This is a genomic window from Rhodococcus sp. NPDC003383, from assembly GCF_053589115.1.
Genome location: NZ_JBSFRG010000010.1, coordinates 52,659 through 72,884, shown reverse-complemented (window position 1 = coordinate 72,884; position 20,226 = coordinate 52,659). Strand labels below are relative to the sequence as shown.

The 20,226-nt window shown below is 68.6% G+C and carries 18 protein-coding genes; 7 read left to right on the top strand and 11 right to left on the bottom strand.

Features of this window, described 5'->3' with window-relative positions; all coding sequences use genetic code 11:
• Window positions 1-48 precede the first annotated feature (48 nt).
• The 3 genes from ACWDTS_RS11490 to ACWDTS_RS11480 are packed head-to-tail and all read left to right on the top strand — an operon-like array spanning window position 49 to window position 1,918.
• Window positions 49-705, top strand: coding sequence for a TetR/AcrR family transcriptional regulator (locus ACWDTS_RS11490; protein ID WP_248674879.1), 657 nt, complete (start codon window positions 49-51; stop codon window positions 703-705).
• Window positions 706-719: 14 nt separating this feature from the next.
• A complete protein-coding gene (locus tag ACWDTS_RS11485) occupies window positions 720-1,430 on the top strand; it encodes a hemerythrin domain-containing protein (protein WP_197256731.1) in 711 nt (236 codons plus the stop codon).
• Window positions 1,430-1,918 carry an SRPBCC family protein gene (locus ACWDTS_RS11480; RefSeq protein WP_450118247.1) on the top strand — a complete coding sequence of 163 codons (489 nt, stop codon included), beginning with the start codon at window positions 1,430-1,432 and terminating at the stop codon, window positions 1,916-1,918. The genes ACWDTS_RS11485 and ACWDTS_RS11480 overlap by 1 nt, the downstream gene beginning before the upstream one ends.
• A gap of 12 nt (window positions 1,919-1,930) precedes the next feature.
• On the opposite strand, the gene ACWDTS_RS11475 is transcribed toward ACWDTS_RS11480, so the two are convergent.
• The gene (locus ACWDTS_RS11475; RefSeq protein WP_197256735.1) at window positions 1,931-2,884 is read right to left on the bottom strand and encodes an alpha/beta fold hydrolase; all 954 of its coding nucleotides are present in this window, start codon (window positions 2,882-2,884) and stop codon (window positions 1,931-1,933) included.
• A 267-nt stretch (window positions 2,885-3,151) separates the two neighbouring features.
• On the opposite strand from ACWDTS_RS11475, the gene ACWDTS_RS11470 reads away from it, so the two are divergent.
• Window positions 3,152-4,327, top strand: coding sequence for a serine hydrolase domain-containing protein (locus tag ACWDTS_RS11470; protein ID WP_450118214.1), 1,176 nt, complete (start codon window positions 3,152-3,154; stop codon window positions 4,325-4,327).
• 104 nt (window positions 4,328-4,431) lie between these two features.
• Here ACWDTS_RS11470 and ACWDTS_RS11465 read toward each other — a convergent pair whose 3' ends face one another.
• The 8 genes from ACWDTS_RS11465 to ACWDTS_RS11430 all read right to left on the bottom strand — a co-directional run bounded on the left by ACWDTS_RS11465 (window position 4,432) and on the right by ACWDTS_RS11430 (window position 16,127).
• Window positions 4,432-5,010 (bottom strand): class I SAM-dependent methyltransferase, encoded by a 579-nt coding sequence (locus ACWDTS_RS11465; protein WP_450118213.1) that lies wholly within the window; start codon window positions 5,008-5,010, stop codon window positions 4,432-4,434.
• Between the two features lie 81 nt (window positions 5,011-5,091).
• Window positions 5,092-6,138, bottom strand: a complete 1,047-nt coding sequence (locus ACWDTS_RS11460; RefSeq protein ID WP_450118212.1) for a zinc-binding metallopeptidase family protein — start codon at window positions 6,136-6,138, stop codon at window positions 5,092-5,094.
• Window positions 6,131-7,066: a transglutaminase family protein gene (locus ACWDTS_RS11455; RefSeq protein WP_450118211.1), complete on the bottom strand. Its 936-nt coding sequence runs from the start codon at window positions 7,064-7,066 to the stop codon at window positions 6,131-6,133. The genes ACWDTS_RS11460 and ACWDTS_RS11455 overlap by 8 nt, the downstream gene beginning before the upstream one ends.
• Complete coding sequence (locus ACWDTS_RS11450; RefSeq protein WP_450118210.1) at window positions 7,063-9,609, bottom strand: circularly permuted type 2 ATP-grasp protein; 2,547 nt, start codon at window positions 9,607-9,609, stop codon at window positions 7,063-7,065. Before ACWDTS_RS11450 ends, ACWDTS_RS11455 begins: the two co-directional genes overlap by 4 nt.
• Before the next feature lie 58 nt (window positions 9,610-9,667).
• Window positions 9,668-12,832 carry a transglutaminase family protein gene (locus ACWDTS_RS11445; protein WP_450118209.1) on the bottom strand — a complete coding sequence of 1,055 codons (3,165 nt, stop codon included), beginning with the start codon at window positions 12,830-12,832 and terminating at the stop codon, window positions 9,668-9,670.
• 186 nt (window positions 12,833-13,018) lie between these two features.
• Window positions 13,019-14,644: an MFS transporter gene (locus ACWDTS_RS11440; RefSeq protein ID WP_450118208.1), complete on the bottom strand. Its 1,626-nt coding sequence runs from the start codon at window positions 14,642-14,644 to the stop codon at window positions 13,019-13,021.
• A 134-nt stretch (window positions 14,645-14,778) separates the two neighbouring features.
• Window positions 14,779-15,408 (bottom strand): hypothetical protein, encoded by a 630-nt coding sequence (locus ACWDTS_RS11435; protein WP_450118246.1) that lies wholly within the window; start codon window positions 15,406-15,408, stop codon window positions 14,779-14,781.
• A 98-nt stretch (window positions 15,409-15,506) separates the two neighbouring features.
• Complete coding sequence (locus ACWDTS_RS11430; protein ID WP_450118207.1) at window positions 15,507-16,127, bottom strand: TetR/AcrR family transcriptional regulator; 621 nt, start codon at window positions 16,125-16,127, stop codon at window positions 15,507-15,509.
• 47 nt (window positions 16,128-16,174) lie between these two features.
• On the opposite strand from ACWDTS_RS11430, the gene ACWDTS_RS11425 reads away from it, so the two are divergent.
• Window positions 16,175-16,684, top strand: a complete 510-nt coding sequence (locus ACWDTS_RS11425) for an FBP domain-containing protein (protein WP_450118206.1) — start codon at window positions 16,175-16,177, stop codon at window positions 16,682-16,684.
• Window positions 16,685-16,689: 5 nt separating this feature from the next.
• On the opposite strand, the gene ACWDTS_RS11420 is transcribed toward ACWDTS_RS11425, so the two are convergent.
• Entirely contained in the window at window positions 16,690-17,325 is a 636-nt protein-coding gene (locus ACWDTS_RS11420) for a pentapeptide repeat-containing protein (protein WP_450118205.1), read from the bottom strand.
• A gap of 661 nt (window positions 17,326-17,986) precedes the next feature.
• Between ACWDTS_RS11420 and ACWDTS_RS11415 the strand changes: the two genes are divergently transcribed.
• Window positions 17,987-18,265, top strand: coding sequence for a hypothetical protein (locus tag ACWDTS_RS11415; RefSeq protein WP_197251029.1), 279 nt, complete (start codon window positions 17,987-17,989; stop codon window positions 18,263-18,265).
• Between the two features lie 54 nt (window positions 18,266-18,319).
• On the opposite strand, the gene ACWDTS_RS11410 is transcribed toward ACWDTS_RS11415, so the two are convergent.
• On the bottom strand, window positions 18,320-19,117 hold the full coding sequence (locus tag ACWDTS_RS11410; RefSeq protein WP_197251028.1) for an SMP-30/gluconolactonase/LRE family protein: 798 nt from the start codon (window positions 19,115-19,117) through the stop codon (window positions 18,320-18,322).
• A 109-nt stretch (window positions 19,118-19,226) separates the two neighbouring features.
• Between ACWDTS_RS11410 and ACWDTS_RS11405 the strand changes: the two genes are divergently transcribed.
• Window positions 19,227-20,216 (top strand): iron-siderophore ABC transporter substrate-binding protein, encoded by a 990-nt coding sequence (locus ACWDTS_RS11405; protein ID WP_450110497.1) that lies wholly within the window; start codon window positions 19,227-19,229, stop codon window positions 20,214-20,216.
• Window positions 20,217-20,226: the final 10 nt, after the last annotated feature.

Here is a 20,226-nt window from a genome sequence, read left to right as displayed (position 1 = left end):
TCGATACAAACACTTGTATTGAAAATAATGACGTTACACAATGGAGTGGTGAGCACGAACGCGGACGCACGCGGGACTGCATCGACCACCCCGAAGGCGCGGCGGTACGACGCGACACTCCGGCGCCGTCAGGCCGAGGAGAGCCGACGCCGAATCCTCGACGCCGCCGCGGCCCTGTTCACCGAACGTGGCTGGTCCGTCGGGATGCGCGAGATCGCACGCGCGGCCGGCGTCTCCTTCGAGACCGTGTACAGCCACTTCGGTTCCAAGCCTCGCCTGTTCAACCAGGTGCTCGATATCGCGGTCGTCGGCGACGACGAGCCGGTGGCGCTGATGGACCGGCCCGAGTTCGCCGCTATTTCCCGCGGAAGTCACCTGGAACGGGCCGCCGCGGGAGCCAAGTTGGTCGCCGGCGTGAACGGGCGCACCGTCGGCCTGCAACGCGCCCTGCGCGAGGGAGCCGCCGCGGAACCGCAACTCGCGTCCCGGCTCGACGAGATCCGGCAGGCCCAGCGGCAGACCGTTCACATCGCGGGAGCGGCCATCGCGGGCCGCGAACTGACCCCGCTCGAAGGCGACGGCCTCTGGGCGGTGATCACGTTGGAGGTCTACGACCTTCTCATCCGCAGCGCAGGGTGGAGCCCCGCTCGGTACGAAGAGTGGCTCACCGACACGATCGTCAAATTGCTCTCCCTGGAGAAGTGAAAGGAGGGCGGGCCATGAACACCAACAGGATCGAGCCCGCCGACACACGAAGCATGGGAATCGTGCACAGTGCACTGCGTCGCGACCTGCGACGAGCCCGCATGGTGCTGGAGGCTCCTCCGTATCCCGACGAGCCGCGCCGCAGAGCACTTGCCGCACACATCCTCTGGATGTGCCTGTTCCTGCACATGCACCATGCCGGCGAGGACGCCGGACTGTGGCCGGCGATCCGGGCGAAGGACCCGGCGGCCGGTGCGCTGCTCGATCGGATGGCGTCCGACCACGAACAGATCGGCGGAGCGATCGCCGTCGTGGAGGACGCCGCGCGGGCCTACGGTGACGACCCGTCCGCACGGGCACGGTTGCTCGCCGCCGTGACCGGACTCGAAGACGTTCTGCTCCCCCACCTGCAGCGCGAGGAACTCGAGATGATGCCGGTCGTTGCCGCCACGATCACCACCGCGGAGTACCGCGCAATCGAGAAGAAGTACTTCGTCGAGCCGAAGGGTTTCGCCGAACTCGGCATGGAAGCGCACTGGATCATCGACGGGGCGACACCCGAGGATCGCGACACGATCGTGCACGTCGTTCCCGCCGTGCCGCGCTTCCTCCTCCTGCACGGTTTCGCCCGAAAGTACCGTCGGCAGGCCGCCGTGCTGTGGGGCACGGGTCCTGCGTCCACCGTGCCGTCGCTGCGCGTGGCACCGATCGAGGAGCATTCGTGATGGGCACGCTGGCACGACACGGACGCACCGAAGCGATCACCGCCGCGCCGCCAGAAGCCGTGTGGCACATCATCACCGACGTGACCCGGATCGGTGAATGGAGTCACGAATGCCGGGGCGCCCACTGGATCGGCACCGGCCAGCGTGCAGCGCCGGGCGTTCGATTCCGGGGCACGAACCGGTCCGGCATCTTCGTCTGGAGCCGCTCGTGCATGTTCACCACGGTCGATCCCCCACGGTCGCTGGCATGGAAGACGGTGGGCCTGTGGGGCAAGGTCGACAGCACGGTGTGGCGAATCGACCTGGAACCGAACGGAACCGGAACACGGATCGTGCAGACCTACGACGTCGTGCACGTCGCTCCCGGTCTGGACCGGGTGTACTGGCTCCTCGTCAAGGCACACCGCGACCGTCGCGACGCGCTGTCCGACGACCTGCAACGGCTGGCGCGCCTCGCCGAGGTCCCCCGCTTCCACCAGGCAGCGTAGGTGCTGCGGAGGTTATCCGTCCGCGCGATCGCGGACGCGGTTCACGGCGTCGACCACGGCGTCGGGTCGTTGGGTCTGGATGTAGTGCGTGGTCCCGGGGACGACGACGAGTTCGGCATCGGGCTGGCTCGCGACGAAGTCCGTCTGGGCCTGCGGCTCGGCACCGTGCAACGCCTCGAGATCGGCGGCCGACATGCCGGGAGGCAGCGGGTCGGGAAGCGGCGTGTCCTCGCCGCGGACCAGCACCTCCATCGGCACCGGCGGTAGCGGCGGCGCAGTCTCGATCTCGTCCATGAGCTGGTCCAGAGAATATGTTTCGGCCGTATATCCGTCCGGATAGCTTCCCGGCGTCAACTGCGGGTGGGCCATCAGGTTCCATTGATCGGCGGTCACGCTGTCGCGCAGTTCCGGCATGGGTGCGTCCACCAGGACGATCCCGGCCACCTCCGAGGGATACGTAGCGGCATAGAGCGCCTGCAGCGGACCACCCAGCGAGTGCCCGACCAGCACGTATGGCCCGGTTTCACCGGCTGCAGTCAGCAGGTCGTGCAGTTCGGCGACCACCTCCGCCGGATCGCGCGGCATCGGGACCTCGTCGCTGCGGCCCGGCGACGGCTCCTCCGCGTCGACGACTTCGCCATCGCGAACGGTCGTGGTGACGAGGGAACCGGGCCGGTCGTAGGAGCACACGCGAGTCGACGTCGCGAGCGCCGGTTGCACAGCCGGAGAATCGGATTCGCTCAGGCTCCAGATGTCGCCTGCGTTGCCGAACCCGGATTGCAGGACCACTGTGGGACTTCCGGTGCCGCGACAGTCCAGATACAAATGGTGGCCGTCCCCTATGTCCACCCGACCCGCGACGTCGCCGCTCGCCACGGCGTCCTCGGCCTGCGTGTCCGTGCCGCACGAGCACACGAGCACCCCGCCCATCAGCGCGGCGACCAGAGCGCGTCGCAAAACAGCCATCACAAACCCTTCCGAAGATGCTGCCGGGGCGGCCCGCAGCAGGCTGTTCGTTTGTCGAGACTAGTCCGTCGGACCGTGGCATGAAGCCGCATCCGCCGGTCGGCCGGCCGTTCGATGCCGTCCGGATTCCGGGATGGAAAACCGCGGGACACATGCGACACTGGTCATCGACGGTGCCCCCTGACCTGAGCATTCCCCGGGTCGAGGGTTCCGCGGGAACACAATCCGTCTCACCCTTACAGGTGCCCGGGCCAGAGGTATCCGCTGATGCGAGCTCGATCGTCCTCGATGCGCAGCCATCGTGCCGCGGCGGCCACAGCGCTCGGGACGATGATGTTCGCGACGCTGACCGGCTGCGGCAACTCCGCCCCGACTGCCGAGGCCCCGCCGGCGCAGGACGATCTCGAAGCTGCGGTGCGGCCGGTGATCACCGAGCAGATGGAGGAGATGGGCATTCCGGGACTGGTCGCAATCGTCCGGAGTCCCGATCGGGGCGCCTACGAGATCGCGGCCGGCGTCGCGAACATCGACACCGGCGAACCGGTGGAGATGACCGACCACTTCCGGATCGGAAGCATCACCAAGACGTTCACCGCGACGGTCGTCCTGCAACTCGCTCAGGAGGGCAAGTTCGGACTGGACGATCCACTCGAGCAGTACTTCCCACAGGTCGACACCAACGGGGCCACCATCCGTCAGGCACTGAACATGACCTCCGGGATTCCGACCTACACCACCGACGCGTTCCTGAACGCACTGGCCGACGATCCACAACGAGTGTGGACCCCGGACGAGCTGCTCGCGACGATCGAGGGCACGCCCGCCGAATTCGCGCCGGGCGAGGGCTGGGACTACTCGAACACCAACTATGTGCTGCTCGGAATGCTGGCCGAGCGCTTCGGTGGCGCGCCCGTGAAAACGTTGATCCAGGATCGCATCTTCACCCCGCTGCAGATGAACGGCTGCTCACTCCCCGCCGCGACGGATGCGACCGTTCCCGCCCCGTTCAGCCACGGCTATCAGTACGGCACCGAGTGGGACGACCCGAGCCCGCCCGCCCCGAGGCCGGAACTTGTCGACGTCACGAACTTCAACCCCTCCTGGGGATTCGGCGCCGGCGAGGCCATCTGCACCGCCGCGGACCTGGCAATCTGGGCGAAGGCCCTCGTCGACGGCGACCTCCTCGAACCGGAGATGCAGGCTCAGCGACTGGATTTCGTCACCACCGGGCCCCTGCCGTACGGCCTCGGCATCGGCGACCTGAACGGGCTCGTCGGTCACAACGGGCACATCAGCGGCTTCCAGACCCAGGCTGCGGTCCGACAGGCCGACGGCACCGTCATCGTCGTTCTCACCAACATCACCCAGGCGCCCGACCTGCAGCTGCCGGCCTCGATGATTTCGGCGTTGATTTCCGGTGCCATCCCGGCTTTGCCGAACTGACCAGCTCGAAGATGCACCCGCACATTCGGTTAATTCTACAGTTCCGTACGGTTCAGATTCCCGCAGCCAGGATTTCGCGGTCGAATGCCCGAAAGCCCCGCGAGCTACGGCACGTGCCGGCGCCGGACCAAGCGATACCACTTCGAATGGAATCCGACCCGCACCGAAACCTCCTCCACCACCGACCATCCGAAGAAGATCTGCTCGATTTCGGCCAGGTCGACGCCGCGCGGGAGCGGTCCGCGGAAACGCGGCTCGAACGCGAACATCAGAAATGTCGCGTCGGGCGAGGACACTCGGTCGAGTTGCCGGCGGTACGCGGCTCGCTCGCTGTCCGAAAGTCCGTGGAAGCAACCGAAATCCACGATCAGTCCGTAGTTCGAACCGACCCGGTCCGCCATCGCGGTGACGTCGCCTTCGACGAATCTCACGTCGACCCCGGCCTGCTCGGCCGCAACCATCGCCAACTCGACCGCTGCCGGCACATTGTCGATTCCGGTGACGTCCCAGCCACGCCGCGCGAGCCGGATCGACAACTCACCGCTGCCGCAGCCGACGTCGAGCGCCCGGCCCGGGCCGGGTACCGACTCGAGCAGCGCGTCGAAATGGGCGCCCCGCGAAACGTCCGCGCGTTCCCACGGTGTGAAGCCGACACGGTAGGCGAGGCGATAGAACAGGCTCATGCGACCACTCCTCGACGGGCTTCCGTTTCGACCGTAGGCCGCTCCCCCCGCCCGGCACAACGGCGCCGCTGCAGACGCGCCTCAGGACACCGAGACGCGCGCGGTGATCTGCTCGTGCACGAAACGCATCTTGTCCAGGACCGGGGGCGGCAGCACGAACGGATACAGGTCCGGCCGCCCCATCGACCGATTGACCATGTTCAACGACCACGTGAGAGGCAACCACTGTTCGACGAGCCGGTCGAAACCGGCCGGCCCGGGTTGCGGGCGATCGAGGCTGGCACCGGCCGGCGCGAACCCGAATGCCGCGGCCGTGTCGAGGGTGTCGCGCATGTGCAGGTAGTGGGCGAACGTTTCGGCCCAGTCCTCGGCCGGGTGCATCGTGGCGTAGCTCGACACGTGGGTGGCCTCCCACCCGGAGGGAGCGCCCTCGGAATAGTGCCGGTCGAGGGCCTGCTGGTAGTCCTGGTCGGGATCACCGAACAGTTCCGCGAACCGCTGCCGGGCCTCGTCGTCGACGATCAGCACCATCTGGTAGTAGTGCCCGATCTCGTGACGGAAGTGGCCGAGCACCGTGCGGTACGGCTCGTCCATCGCGACCCGCAGTTGCTCGCGGTGCACGTCGTCGCCCTCGGCGAGATCGAGGGAGATCACCCCGGAATCGTGCCCCGTGACCACCGGCTCGTCACGGCTCGACAACAGATCGAAGGTCAGCCCCGTCTCGGGGTCCTCGTCCCGGCCGACCACCGGCAATCCCAGCTCGGTCAGCTCCACCAGCAGCCGCCGCTTGGCCGCCTCGGCCTCGGCGAACGCCTCGAGCGCGACGACGTCGTCGTCCGCGGGCCGCGTCCGGGTCAGCTCGCACGACGGACACAACGTCACGCCGTTGCCGGAGTGGTCGACACGGACGATCCAATTGCACCGCGCGAGGTGCATATTGGCGCACAGCCGGTACGCGGCTGCGGGCACCGACCCTGTGCTCGGATCCAGAGAGACCGCGGGTTCGTCGACGATGGTGACCATGGAGACCGTGCCGAGGTCGAAACCGAGGCGCGCGCCACATCCCAGGCAGACCGAGTTCTCGAAGGCGAGTTGCTGACCGCAAGTGGGACAGGAGAAGTCACGCATCGAAACCATCCTTCGTGATCGGTGCGACGTCCACGGACACGTCGATGGTACTGTCCTTCGCTTCGGTATAGATGACGCCACGCAGGGGCGGCACGTCGGCGTAGTCGCGGCCCCACCCCACCGTCGTGTAACGCTCGTCGACCAGTTGATCGTTGGTCGGGTCGAAGGCCAGCCACCGATCGCCCGGGAGCCACACCGCCGCCCACGCGTGAGTGGCGTCGACCCCGATCATGCGTTCCTTGCCGGGCGGCGGATCCGTTGCCAGGTATCCCGAAACATACCGTGCGGCAAGACCGTTCGCGCGCAGGCAGGCAATCGCCAGGCGCGCGAAATCCTGGCACACGCCGGCCCGGGCGGCGAGGACCTCGGAAACCCGGGTGGACACCGAGGTCGATCCCGAGCAGTACGTGAAGTCGGTGAAGATCCGGTGGGTGAGCTCGACGATCGCCTCCCCCAACGGGCGTCCCGGAACGAATGTCGCTGCGGCGTATTCGATCACCGAATCGTCGATCTCGGCGGGCTCGAGGTCGAGCACGAAGTCGGTCGCCAGCGCACCGCCCGCGGTCGCCGGTCGCGCCGACTCCCAGGGCTGCAGCGCGGGCCCGGCCGTCCACAACGCGGGGTCGGGCCGGCTCACCTCGACCACCGAACGTGCGGTCACCACCAGCGTGTCGTGCGGTTCGACGACGTGGAAGTACACGTCCCGGTTGCCCCAGATGTCGACGCCGGTGGAGGTGTCGCCGGGCGCCGGTTCGACGGTGACGGCGGTGTCGACGACCCGCTGCTCACCGGTGTCCCGCGGCATCAGGTAGCCGCGGCCGTAGGAGGAGGTGACCGTCCCCGCGTACCGGTAGGCGGTGCGGTGCACGATCCGGTAACGACGCACGGTGTCGGTCCCAGCGGTGTCGGTCCCAGCGGTGTCGGTCACGGCATCCTCCTGTTCTCGGCGCCGCCCCACAGCGGCCGGGTGCCGCCGGGAAGCGACAGCGGTCCCTGCAGGAGCAGCTCGGACAGTTCTTCGAGTCCGCGATGCACCGCGGTGAGCAGTTCGGCCAGCTCGGTGCGGGTGCCGTCCGTTGCGGCCTCGAGATCCACCGGATCGATGCGCCGCAGCCGGGTGATCAGCTCCTCGGCGAGCCGCTCGGGCCGCGAGGCACCCGACGCGTCCGGCAGCGCCCGGAGGTTCTCCTTGATCCGGTCCAGCAGGTGCGCGAGCGACCTCGGATTGCCGATGTCGAACAGCAGCAGCTGGGCCACCGCCGCCACCCGCACCCGATGATTGCGGCGCCGGAACGTCACCGAGCTCTCGGCCGCGACGAGCACCGACTCGACGAGGGCCCGCTCGGTGCCGGGCGCGCGCACGTCGACCAGCGTCGTCGACAGCAGCGAGGTGAGCGCCAGTCCCCGCTCGATCCGCTTCCCGATGTCCATCACGTGCCAGCCGATGTCACGGACCATCGATTCGGCGCCCAGACCGGACAACGCGAGCATGCCCCGCAGCGCCGCGGACTGGGTGACCTCGAGCAGCGACCCGCCTTCGTCGGGGGTGGTGGCCAGTTCGTCGAGGGCGCGCCGCACGTCCGCCAGCACCGACCACGTGTCGTTCGAGAGTTGGTCGCGCACGGCCCGGGCGGCCCGCTCGAGTCCGGCGAACGACTGCGCCAGTGATCCGAGCCGGCCCGCATCGACCGTCAGCGAACGGAACTCCGCGGTCGCGACCCGGTAGCTGTCGATGCGCGGCGCGTCCGGATCGTCGGTGACCGCGAACTCGGACGACGGCGCCGCGGCCGTCAGGGTCTGCAGCAGCACCGGCAGGCATTCGCTGCCCGCGAGCCACGGCCGGAACCGATAGTCCTGGTAGCGTTCCCGCACCGCGATGAGCAGCCGCGCGGTGTCCTCGGCGCGCTCCGAGTAGCGGCCGATCCAGAACAGGTCACCGAGGACACGGGGTGAGGTGACCACGTCGACCGCGGGCACCGCGAATTCGGGCAGAGTCTCGGCCGCGCCGGACGGATCCGCCGTCGACGCGGCGGGCACCGACCGGACCCACACGTCCTTGGCGACGATGTCGCGGCCGGCGCCCGGGGCGAGGACCTGGCCGAGCCCGCCGGGCATCGGCGTGAATCCGACCCGCTGCGCGACCGTGAACAGGCGGATCCCGACGGGTGCGGCCTCGAACGCGTCGCGCCCGGCTGCCAGCACCGGCGCGTACGAATGCTCGGTCGGTTCGGTTCCGACCCAGCGTGCCGGATCGGCGAACACCCTGTCCCGCAACAGTTCCCGTTGCGCCGCGTCGAGCACCCCGGGCACCACTGTCTCGGTGGTCACCGCGGACCGCAGCACCAGGTCGTCGAACCGTGCGGTGAGCAGCGACCGCCCGTCGTCGGTGCCGCCCCAGTGGGCGGGTGCCGACTCGAGCAGCAACTCCTCGTCGAGCAAGGCCCGGCACAACCGCGGCAGATACGCCGCGAGCGCCGGGTTCTCGAGAACCCCGCTGCCGAGGGTGTTGACGACGGAGACCGCACCGCGGCGCACCACCTCGACCAGTCCCACCACTCCGAGATGCGAATCGGGCCGCAGGTCCAGCGGATCCGCGAAGGCCGCGTCGACGCGGCGCAGCACCACGTCCACCCGGGTCAGCGATCCGAGCGAGCGCATCCACAACCGGCCGTCGCGCACCACGAGATCGGCGGATTCGACGAGCGGCAGGCCCAGGGTCCCGGCGATGTAGGCCTGGTCGAACGCGGTTTCGGAGGTCGCGCCGGGGGTGAGCACCACGACCGTCGGATCCTCCACGCCGACCGGCGCGACATCCCGCAACGCCAGCCGCACGGCCTGCGCGAACGGGGACAGCGGCCGCGGGCTCGTCGTCTGGTACAGGTCCGGCAGTGCCCGCGACATCACCCGCCGATCCACCATCGCGTACCCCGCACCCGACGGCGCCTGCGTCAGATCCCGCGACACCCGGAACCGGCCGTCGGTGCCGCGCGCAACATCCACGGCGTGCAGGAACAGTTGGTGCGGGCCGGGCAGGGTCAGCCCGTGCGCGGCTCGCACGTACCCCGCGTGCCCGAACACCAGCCGCGGCGGCAGCAGCCCGTCCCGAACGGTCCGCAGTTCGCCGTACAGGTCGGCGAGCAACGCGTCGAGCAGCCGCGACCGCTGCACCAGGCCCCGTTCCAGCTCGGCCCAGTCATCGGCGGCCAGCACCAGCGGCACGCCGTCGACGTTCCAGCGCACCGACGTCGGCGTCCCGGACGGGTCGATCGGGTTGTAGCTGATGCCGTGGTGGTCGACCAGCGTGCGCAGCCGCTGCCGGTACATCGCGAGCGGTTCCGGCCCGCGGGGACGCCACCCGTCCGCGAAGTCGGCCCAGTGGGCCCGCAACCGGCCGTCCGGACCGAGCAGTTCGTCGAATTCGGGCCCGCGGTGCACGTATCCGGTCAGCGCCACATCGGCGACGTCGGTCATCGGTTGCCGTCCTCCCGGGGCTCGTTGCCTGCGCCACCGGGCCTCTGCTTCGGTGCCGTCAACGCCAGGCGGTGTCCGTCCGTCGCAGGTCGAGGAGTCCGGGGGCCGTCACGTCCGCCGCCAGCCGCGCCTGCGTCTCCTGCAACCTTGCCAGGTCGATACGTCCGGGTGTGAATCCGTGGTCCTCGAACCGGCGGTTGCGGCGCGATTGCGCCTCGACCGCGTTGACCGGCGGGGTGTCGTAGGCGCGGCCACCGGGATGCACGACGTGGTAGGTGCAGCCGCCGCGCGAGCGACCCGACTCGAGGTCGACGACGTCGAACACCAGGGGGCTGTGCACCTCGATCGTCGGATGCAGGGCGCTCGGCGGCTGCCATGCGCGATACCGCACCCCGGCGACCTGCACGTCGTCCTTGCCGGTCTCGAGCAGTGGCACCGGCACGTCGTTGCAGGTGACGACGTACCGGCCGCGGTCGGCGCCGGTGACGGACACCTGAAGCCGTTCGACCGACGAGTCGACGTAGCGGGCGGTGCCACCGGCAGTGGCTTCCTCGCCGAGCACGTGCCACGGTTCGACGGCGGCGCGCAGTTCCAGCGTGACCGGGCCGGCCTGCACGCTGCCCAGACGGGGGAAGCGGAATTCGAGGAACGGGTCGAGCCAGGCGGTGTCGAAGTCGACGCCGTGCTCGCGCAGATCCGCGACGACGTCGGCGATGTCGGCCGCGACGAAGTGCGGCAGCAGATAACGCCCGTGCAGGTTCGCGCCGTGCCGCACCAGCGGTGCCCGCAGCGGCTCGTCCCAGAACCGGGCGACGAGTCCGCGCACCAGCAGCGACTGCACCATCGCCATCTGCGCGTGCGGCGGCATCTCGAAGCCGCGCAGTTCGAGCACTCCGAGCCGGCCGCGCGCCGAGTCCGGGCTGTACAGCTTGTCGATGCAGAATTCGGCGCGGTGCGTGTTGCCGGTCAGGTCGGTGAGCAGGTGCCGCAGCGCACGGTCGACGACCCACGGTGACGGCGGCCGGTCGTCGTCCGCGTCGCCGGTGAGCCGCTCGATCTCGGTGAAGGCGATCTCGAGTTCGTACAGCGCGTCCGGCCTGCCCTCGTCGACGCGCGGCGCCTGCGAGGTGGGGCCGATGAACCGGCCCGAGAACAGGTACGACAGCGCGGGATGCCGCTGCCAGTGGGTGAGCAGGGAGACGAGCAGGTCGGGGCGGCGCAGCAGCGGGGAATCGCTCGGTTTCGCGCCTCCGAGCGTGATGTGGTTGCCGCCGCCGGTGCCGGTGTGGGTGCCGTCGACGTCGAAGGACTCGGTGGTCAGCCGCGCGGCGCGGGCCTGCTCGACGGTGGCGATCAGGTCGTAGAAGTGTTCGAGCGCGCCCAGGGGCGGAAGGAACACGTGCAGTGCGTCGTCGCGCACCTCGGTGACCAGCGCGGTGGGGATACCGACGGTCGGCGACGCGACGGCGGTCGGTGCGGGTGGCGGCGCCGGCTGGAACAGCAGCGGTGGCCGGTCGTGGAGTGGATCGGCTTCGAACAGTGGGTCCGGTTCCTCCCAGCTCACCGAGCGGATGGGCAGGCGCAGCCCGGCGGGGGAATCGCCCTCGACGAGGACGATGCGGCCGCGGCGCATCTTCCACCGGCCGCTCTGCCAGCCGGCGTCGTCGTCTCGGCGCTGCAGCGGGATCACCCACGCGGCCGGTTCGGTGACGGACCGTTCGAGCCTGTCGAGCAACCCGCGGCGGGCGTCGGGAGAATCGACGTCGGGTGCCGGGTCGTCGGCAGGGTCCGGGGGCGGCCCGGCCGGGAGCCGCACCCAGCGGTGCAGCCGCGCGAGCGCGTCCTCGTAGGCGGGCTGCACCACATCCGGCTGCAATCCGAGCCGGGTGGCGAGTTCGACGGCGAGATGCTCGGCATCGGCGGCCTGCGCGGACGGCGGGTTCGCCGGGTCCCACGGGTCGACGAGCAGCGCGGGGTTCTGCCACAGCGCGCCGCCGTCCTTGCGCCAGAACAGCGCGATCTGCCAGCGCGGCAACGCCTCTCCCGGATACCACTTGCCCTGGCTGCGCATCACCAGGCCGGTCGGCGCGTAGATGCGGCGCAGCCGCTCGGCGAGGTCCGAGGCACGTTCGCGTTTGTGGGCTCCGTCGGCTTCGGTGGTCCACTCCGGGTCGCCGTAGCGGTCGATCGACACGAATGTCGGCTCCCCGCCGACCGTCAGCCGCACGTCCGCGGCGGCGGTGCGGGCGTCCAGTGCGGCGCCCGAAGCACAGATGCGTTCCCACTGTTCGTCGGTGTAGGGCAACGTGACCCGCGGATCCTCCCGGATGCGTGTGACGGTGTTCGAGAACGTCAGGGTCGCGGTGCATTTCCCGGTGGCACCGGTGATCGCCGCTGCCGACACCGGGTGCGGGGCAGCGGAGAGCGGAATGTGCCCCTCCCCCGCGAACAGCCCGGAGGTGGGGTCGAGCCCGATCCAGCCGGCGCCCGGCACGTACACCTCCGCCCAGGCGTGCAGGTCGGTGAAGTCGGCGGCCGGGCCGCTGGGACCGTCGAGGGCCGGCTGGTCGGCGGTGAGCTGGACCAGGTATCCGGACACGAACCGGGCGGCGAGACCGAGTTGCCGCAGCACCGACACCATCAGCCACGCCGAGTCGCGGCACGAACCGACCGCGGTCGCGAGGGTGTGGTCGGGGCTCTGTACCCCCGGTTCCATCCGGACGCTGTATTCGATGTCTCGTTCGAGTGCCTGATTGAGCGACACGAGCACGTCGATGGTGCGGATCTTGTCCGGAATATGAAAGCCCTTCAACCACTTTCGTACGAGTTCGCCGGGTCCCGAGCCGGGGTCGCCCTCGTCGACCGGGCGCAGGTACGGCTCGAGGTCGGCCGCGAGTTCCGGCGGGTACTCCCACCCGAAGTATTCGGCGAAGTCCTCGATGAAGAAGTCGAAGGGGTTGATCACTTCCATGTCGGCCACGAGTCCGACGGTGATCGACAGCTTCCCGGCGCGCTCCGGGAAGACCACGCGGGCAAGGAAATTGCCGAAAGCGTCCTGCTGCCAGTTGACGAAGTGCCCGCCCGGTTCGATCTTCAACGAGTACGCCTCGATCGGGGTGCGAGTGTGCGGAGCCGGCCGCAACCGAATCACGTGCGGGTGCACCTCGACGAGGCGGTCGAAATGGTATTCCGTCCGATGCTCCAGTGCGACCCTGATGCCCATGAAATCCTCCCGGCCGAGCGACGACGGCCCGATTCCACCACAGCTGTTCTCGGTGCGCGCGACGAGCGCGGCGACGCCGTCCGCACGAAATACGAACGGAACATTCCCGACACGAAACCTCGCTTCGGCCGGTGGTCACTCCGGGCGACGATCGGAACCTCTCGAAGGAACAGGGTGCCCGGTTTTCTACCCTGCCTCCCCGATCGCCCTGTCCCCGGTCTCCGCGTCCCCGCTCTCCCTGCCCCCGGTCTCCGCGTCCTCGGCCGCATACCGCTCCAGCAGTGCGGTTTCCGCATCGTGCTTGGGGAACACGAAGAACACCAGCGCCGCTCCGATCAGCACGATCCCGATCGCTGCGGCATACGCGCGGGTGTCGCCGTCGAGGAACGCCGACCGGGCCGCCGCGATGATCTGCTGCGCGTACTGCGGATACGTCTCGGCGATGTTCACGGCGCCCGCGAACGACTTCTCCAGGGCGACCTGCGTCTGCTCGCTGACCGACGACGCCTGCGGGCTCGCGGCGATGGTGGACGTGAACGACGCGGTGTACCCGGCGGTGAGCAGCGCACCGAGGATCGACTGCACGATCGCCCCGCCGAGGTCGCGTTGCAGATCCGCGGTACCCGAGGCCATACCGGCGCGGGCCACCGGCACCGAACCGGTCAGCGAATGCGACGCCGGTGTCCCCGCGAGACCCACTCCCGCCCCGAGACACATGTACCCGAGCGCCACTGTCCAGTAGTGCGCGTCCTCGTCCCACAACACCAGCGCGACGACCAGTCCCACCACGATCGCCACGTATCCGGACAGCAGGGTGAACCGTGAACCCCGCGATTCGACGAGTTTCGCCGAGTGCGGTGCGACCAGCACCATCACCAGCGCCGCGGGCAGCGCCGCCGAACCGGCCGCCAGCGTCGAGTATCCGAGCACGTTCTGCAGATACTGCTGGCTGATGTACATCGTGCCCATCAGCGTGCCGAACACGATGATGCCCGCGACCGCGGCGACCCAGAAGATGCGCCGCCGCGCGACCTGCAGATCGAAGAGCGGGTTGCGGGCCCGCAATTGGCGAAGCACGAAGGCGATCCCCGAGGCGAGTGCGATCACCAGCGCGGAGACGGCGACGGTCTTCATCCCGTCGACCGGCACGAAGTTGATGCCGAGCACCAGGGAGCCGACCAGGACCACGGAGACGATGCCACCGAGATGGTCGACGGGATCGGTGGACTCGTTGACGTGGCTCGGCACGAGCACCCACGTCAGCGCCAGCGCCAGCAACGCCAGCGGAATCGTCACCAGGAACACCGATCCCCAGAAGAATCCCTCGAGGAGCGCCCCGGCGACGAGCGGGCCGAGGGCGGTGAGACCGCCACCGATCGACGACCACAACGCGATCGCGCGGGTCCGCGCCGGACCCGACCACAACGCGGTGATCAACGCCAGCGTCGTCGGGAAGGCGAGACCGGCGGACACGCCTCCGACCACCCGTGCCGCGAACAGAATCTCCGCGTTCGGAGCGAACCCGGCCACGAGCGATGCCGGCACCGACAACGACATGCCGAGTACCAGCATGGTCTTGCGGCCGTAGCGGTCACCGACTGCGCCCAGGTAGAGCACCGACGCCGCCAACCCGACCGAATAGCCGACCGCGATCAGGTTGAGTTCGGTCTGGCCGGCGTCGAACGCCTTCCCGATGTCGGGGAGCGCGACGTTCGCGACGGCGAGGTTCAGGTTCGCAACTGCCGCTACGAGGATCAGCGATGTGAGCACCAGCGGTGCTCGGGCGGGACGGCCCTCGTCGGGTGTGGTCACGGAACCATGGTGCGCGATTGCCGCTGTCCTCCGCTCGGATTCGGGAGGATGGCTCGGGTGATGTGGTTGTGGTGCCGGCGGCTGCGACGGCCGCCGGCCCTCGGCGAGGTCGTCCTTCGCGGCCGCCTAATCGTTCACGCCATCTCCGGGACGTGCAGGTGCGCGATGGCGAGTTCGAACTCGCAGCTGTCGAGGATCTCGGCACCCGCAGCGCGTGCCGTTTCGGCCCGGATGGCGTCGAGACGTTCCCTGTTGCCTTCCATCGCCTCTCTGCTGTCGAACGTCACGGACGACACTCCGCGGCCTGGTGCGCGGTCGAGCATCAGGCTGGCGCTGCAGAAACCGGGGACTTCCTCCATCTTCGGCAGTGCGGCCATCTTCCACAGGTCCACACCGTGGTCGATGTCGGACGGCTCGGTCTTGATCCACGTGACCCGGCAGCAGGCCCCACGCTCGGCGTGGTGGTCACGATGCATGACGGCGATCTCCCACCGCGACACCTCCGTGGTGCCGTGGAAGATCTCGGCGGCGGCATCCCGCAACTCGCGCACCGGTCCCTCGCTCGCGCGCAACGATTCCTCGTCCCGCCACGAACTGGTCGCGATGCACCGGCCGGAGTCGCGATCGATCAACAGGGACATTCCCATGCATCCCTCGATGTCCGTGAGCGCCGGCATCACGTTGTCGCGTACGTGCTTGATTCCGGCGTCGATGTAGGACGGATGCGCATGAATTGTGGTCGAGCGTGCATACACGATCGGCACCCTTCCGGTCAGGGCGGCGCCGACGTGGCGCCGCCGGTCGATTCCCTGTAATCCACAGTGCTCCTCCGCTCCCCCGCAGGCAATGGCCACGACCTCCTTCAGGGAGCAACAATCTCGTTTCGGATGGCCGCGACCGCATCCCTGTGTGCGATTTCGATTTCGGGGGTGGGGCCCGACACCGTGGCCTGCAGGAGTAGTCCCCGGTGGACCGCCAGGATGCGGTGGGCAAGCGATCGCGCGTCCGCAACACCGGCTGCTTCGAGGGCCTGTGCCATCGGGACGACCCATTCGGCGACGACGGGAACGACGAACCTGGCGTGAAGATCGTCGTCTCGCGCCGCGGCGGCATAGATCTCGAAGAACATCGCCATCCGAGTGCGGCCCTCGGGAGTCGTTCCCTGGGTCCACGCGAGTTCGAGACCGTCCGCGATGACGTCTGCGACCCCGGTGGGGGTCGCGGCGGCGCTTGCCGGCGCGAGTGTTCGTATCCGGGACAGCAGTGTGCGTGAAGCCTCGAGTTGACCGGTGAGGACTTCGTCGACGATCCGGGATATCAGTTCCTCCCGACTGCCGAAGTGATGCAGCAGGTTCCGCGTCGATGTGCCCAGTTCGTCGGCGAGCGGCCGGAGCGTCAGACCGAAGAGGCCTCGCTCTTGTGCATATCGGACCGAGGCAGCGAGCAGTTCACGTCGACGTGCGTCGTTCTTGGGGCGTCCCACGACGCCGAGTTTATACTACGATCGTTTCATAAACTGGAGGAGGACACGTGAGGCAGCCGACGAGAAGCGAGATCACGGCCAGCTTCGTCAACAGCTCACGCAGCAGAGTCAAATCGGTGTCGTTCCCGGACGACTTCGATCGGACGCCGTGGGAAGACCTGGACTTCTACGGGTGGATCGACCCGCGGGCACCGCAGCGTGCGTATCTGGTCTGCGAGAGCGAGGACGGATTCGTCGGTGTCGAGTTCCGCGTCGCAGGCTCCGATCCGTCCCGCGCACGGGGGGTGATGTGCAATCTGTGCCGGTCCGCCCGGCGGAACGCGGACACGAACCTGTTCACTGCCGCCAAGGCCGGACCCGCCGGGAAAGCGGGCAACAGTGTCGGCACGTACATCTGCACGGACTTCCACTGTTCGCTCTACGTGCGCAACCTGATGCCGTTGCCGGACCCCCAGCCGGAGCGCTCACTGCCCACCGAGACCCGGATCGAAAACCTCCGTCATCGGCTCGACAGGTTCGTTGCCCGTGTTCTCGGGGATTCCCCGGACAGCATGTAGTCCGGCTACTCGCAACACCAACCCTCGGGTACCGACACCGCTGCGGGGACGCGCGTCCTCCCGTTACCTCGGGCGGCACTCAGCTGCGGTCGAGTGAGATACAGAGCGCGGGACAGATCGGCGTCCTCCAAGCGGGCATCACGCAGGTCGGCACCGAGCAGATCGACCCCGGCGAGATCACACCCTCTCAGGTCGGCACCGATCAGAACCGCTCCCCGCAGGTCGGCGCCGCACAGCCGGTAGGCACGAAGGTCCGTTCCGGCCAGATCCGCACCCGGGGCGATGCGCGGATGCACACGGCCGCCGTCCGCGAAGTACGAAACCCGCACGTGCGCACTGACGGTCATCAGGACGGCTCGCACCGAGGCATGCACATCGCCCATGTCGGCCGAAAGCAGTTCGTCCACGTCACCGCGAGTCAGGGATACGAGGAAATCGGCGAGTTCCCGAATTTCGTCCTCGGCGTCGGGATCATAGGTACGCTCCTGCGCCTCGAGCAGGTACCACAGCATCTCGTGCAGCTGTTTCACGATCTTGAACGCGGAGAACATGCGGTCCCGGAGCTCCGGGCGTTCTCGCCAGCTCGTCCCGGAGAACAGTCGTTGCGAGACGACCTGTCCCGCGCCGAAACAGTCGAACACGGTGCATCCGCGAAAACCCCTGGACGGCAATGCTCGATGAATGCTGCATCCGAACGCGGAGTCCAGGTGCCGGCACGGGGCGCCGGCGGGCTTGTCCTCGGCGAAGTCCGCCGATCTCGAGAATCCGAAAGCCGTGCAGCACAACGCGAAGCAGCGACTGCAGTCGGCCCGGAAGTGGGTGCGGTCAAGAGCGGTTTCCGTCGTGTGCGCGTCCGACGTGTCGGGTCGGAGTGCGGACGACGTCAGGGATGTACAGGGCGATGAGGTGATCACAGTGAGCTCCGAGAGACGATTCCGATGCATGCGGGAGCCGGGAACCCGGTGTCGGGTTCCCTCCGGGGGCCCACGGAATCACCACCGCACGAAGGCGCGGCTCACCAGCGCGGAAGGTCTGCGTCAAAGCTGCAATGTGTTGTTCACTGCGCACGAACATACCAGCGGCGGCTGCCGATTCGCGAATTCCCGGCCAGGCCGCACAACGCGGAAGGCCCGAAGCTGTCGGAGTTCGAAACTCACCGGTCACGCGCGGACGGAATCGGAGCGTCGTTTGCCGAAAACATCCGATTCCGAAACACAGTGTTCAAAGCGACGCCACATCCCGGCGATCGAAGACCGGAACACTGAAGACCAATGTGAGACGGCACACGGGGAGGACCCGGACATGACTGAGATCGCCTTCGCCCTCGACTTCATCGACACCCGCACCGATCGGCGACCGCGGCCCGTGGCGCCGACCAGACTCCCGGGAGCACACCTTCCGATGCCGGTGCTCGAGTACGCCCCGCCCTCGCCTCGCACCTCGGGTTTCCGAGCCGTCGTCGAGTCGGCGGTCGGCACCGCCTTCTCCGCGACCGTCGCGGTGGCGATGTTGACCGGACTGGCCGGTGCCGGCGCCGCGTCCGCCGTCGCCGGCGCAGCGACCGCGCTGCGCGCCCGCTGAACCTTCGGGAACCGAACGTTCGAGACGTTCACCGCGGCCGCCACCACGCCGAGATCATCCCGGGATGCGGCCGGTCGGAACCTTCGCCTCGGAGACGGGCACACCGGCGACCCCGACGTCGAGACGCAGCAGGGCGCCCGCCGTCGTGACGTAGATGCTCGTGCCGGCGAAGGCCAGCGACGACACGAAACGACCGTCCAGGTCGACGATTTCGTCCAGCTGACCGGCCGGAGTGAATCGGGCGATGCCCCCACCGCTGCCGAGCGCCACCCACACACCGCCCTCGACATCGACGGCGAGTCCGTCGCATTCACCGCGCGGAGCCTCGGCGAACACCGCCGTCGATTCCCCGTCGAACCTGCGCACCCGCGACGCCGCGTACTCGCTGACGTAGGTGGTCGCCCCGTCGGGTGAGAACCCGATCCCGTTGGGCCACAACAGGTCGTCGGCGACGACGCGCACGGATCCATCCGGTGCGATCTTCACCAGTTCACTCGGCGGTGCGGACTCGCCGAGCGCGGGACGATGGCGCAGCACGCCGGCGAGCAGTGACCCGTCCGCGGTGACCGCGATGTCGTTGATTCCGGTGGCGCCGTCCGGCGCGAGGATCGTGACGGTCTCGCCGTCACGGGCGTACGCGAGGTCGCGTCCGCTGACGAGAAGGCCCCCGTCGGCGTGTGCGGCGAGCCCGCCGATCCCGCGGCGGCGCTCGACGACCGTCCGCGTCCCGGAGGAGTTCCAGCGGTACACGCCACCGGTGGTGGTGTCGGCGAACAGCACGGATCCGTCTGCTTGCACGAGCGGGGCTTCGAGCAGTCCCCCTGCTTCGCACACGATGCTCGAATTTTCCATTCCACACATATAGACGATGCGCCGCGGTCCGCGCCCCGGGCGCCCTCGGAACCGCACGCAGATTAGGGTTGCCTCATCGAACTGCCGTGCACACGAGTCGAGGAAATCCATGAAGCGTCGATCCGCCGCGCTGCTCACCGCCAGCGTCACCGCCACCGCCCTCGCTCTGACGGCGTGCGGCTCGAACGACACCGGAACCGAATCCGACTCCGGTACCGGCTCCGGCGCATTTCCCGCGACCGTCACCACCAAGTTCGGGGACGTCACCATCGATGCGCAGCCCGAACGGGTCGCCGCGCTCGGCTGGGGTGACGCCGAGACCGCACTCGCGCTCGGGGTTCAGCCGGTCGCTGCCAGTGACTGGCTCGCGTTCGGGGGCGACGGCGTCGGCCCGTGGGCGGAGGGGCTGTACACGTCGTCGCCCGAGCTCATCGGCACGCTCGAGCCGTCCTACGAGATGCTCGCGGCGGTGACCCCGGATCTGATCCTCGACACCAAGAGTTCCGGCGACCCGGCCCGGTACGAGTCGCTGTCGAAGATCGCGACGACCGTCGGCGTGCCCGAGGGCAGTGACGCCTATCTGACCTCCCTCGACGATCAGGTGACGTCGGTCGCGACGGCACTCGGCGTGCCGGAGAAGGGCGAGGAGCTGCTGTCGCAGATCGACGCGGACTTCGCGGCGGCCGCCGCCGAGAACCCCGAGTTCGCCGGCAAGACCGTCACCGTCGCGGCCTACACGTCCGACGGCTGGGGCGCCTACGTCGTCGGCGACTCCCGGGTCGATTTTCTGACCGAACTCGGGTTCGTGAACAACCCGCAGGTGCAGGCCACCGAGACGGACAGCTTCTTCATCCCGGTCTCCGAGGAGAACCTGAACCTTCTCGACGCGGACATGCTGATCGTCCTGCCGATCTACCTGCCGTCGGAGGAAGTGACGAACAATGTGCTGTTCCAGCAGATCCCGGCGGTGAAGGACGGCCGGTTCCTGGTGCTCGGCAGCGACTCGGACATCTCCGCCGCGTTCTCGACGAATTCGGCGCTGTCGGTGCCGTTCGCGCTCGATGAGCTCGTTCCGCTGCTCGCCGAACGGGTGCAGTGATCCGAGGTTC